General features: G+C 44.3%; 1 protein-coding gene. It reads left to right on the plus strand.

Annotated features, from left to right (window positions below):
• Positions 1 to 200: 200 nt before the first annotated feature.
• A complete protein-coding gene (locus HX884_RS26520) occupies positions 201 to 1,079 on the plus strand; it encodes a DUF6998 domain-containing protein (protein WP_249166254.1) in 879 nt (292 codons plus the stop codon).
• Positions 1,080 to 1,170 lie beyond the last annotated feature (91 nt).

Consider the following 1,170-nt stretch of genomic DNA (forward strand, 5'->3'; position numbering starts at 1 on the left):
TGGAAAACTGAATATGGCGTTCTGAGTCTTCCCACCATGATCGGGGAAGACCCATTAATGAACAGACTTCTTTGGCAAAAGATGAGACGCCTATGAATCAGTCTTACTCTTCTATAAGAGCCGACAAAACATCAAAATCCAGGTGCGTTACGTAGGCGTTACGTAGGCGTTACAGTGGCATTTCACTTCGGCAATGGAGAGTGTTTTTGAAAAATAATCATTTAACATCATATGATTGGCTAAATGCGCTGAATAATCTTGAATTGCTTTCACTTCATTCCGAAATTTTAACGCAGTTGCGTTCTAGAGGTGTCATTCGCACCAAGAATAATCCTGTTGGTGACTATGCTGAATGGCTGGTTTCTAATGCACTGGGTATGACTCTTCTCAGTAACTCGTCGGCGGGTGCTGATGCCATTGATGCTGATGGCCTGAAAGTGCAGATCAAAGCTAGGAGAGTTACGCCGGATAATCCTTCCCGGCAGCTTAGTGCCTTGCGTAACTATGAGGCAGCCGATTTTGATTATTTAATCGCGGTTATTTTCGATGAGACTTACAACATTCTTGATGCTTACAAAATCCCACATGAAGTAATACGAGATTATGCACGGCATAGTGACCACGTTAACGCACATATCGTTAACCTCAAGGGCGCGATTCTTACTGATCCCCGAGTTAGTTCCATCAAAGAAGACTTGATTGTCAGGAGTTCGGCTTCAGTCAATGAAGCGGCTATGCAAACCCTTCCACCCGAACCTTTGGAAGAGGTTTTGAATCAACCAGAGAAGATAACGAGTAGTGTTACCATGGTCAGCCTCCTTAAGGCTATTGGGATGGAGTGCTTCGTAAACTACTACCATCACTTTGCCGATTCAAATTTACCAAGCGCTTATATCATTGAGCAAATGCACTCACGTGAGGGTTATACAGAGAAAAGTTGCCGGGGCCGTCTCAGTAAAGCGCGAAAAGTGATCAGGGATGGTTTAAGTATTGAGGCTTTGGCGTTGATCGCTGACTCTGAGCGAATGCAAGATTCTGTCAGAAATGACGCGCTAAAACTTATCAGCGTTCTGGAGTGAAGCGGTTTGCAAAACGTTGTAGTTCCTCCTACAAAACCGTAAGCGTTAAGTGAGCGCCGTATTGACGGCTATTTATTGGTGAGATCTACGT

Origin of the sequence: Enterobacter sp. SECR19-1250 (assembly GCF_013391025.1) — a bacterium.
Taxonomy (GTDB): Bacteria; Pseudomonadota; Gammaproteobacteria; order Enterobacterales; family Enterobacteriaceae; genus Enterobacter; species Enterobacter cloacae.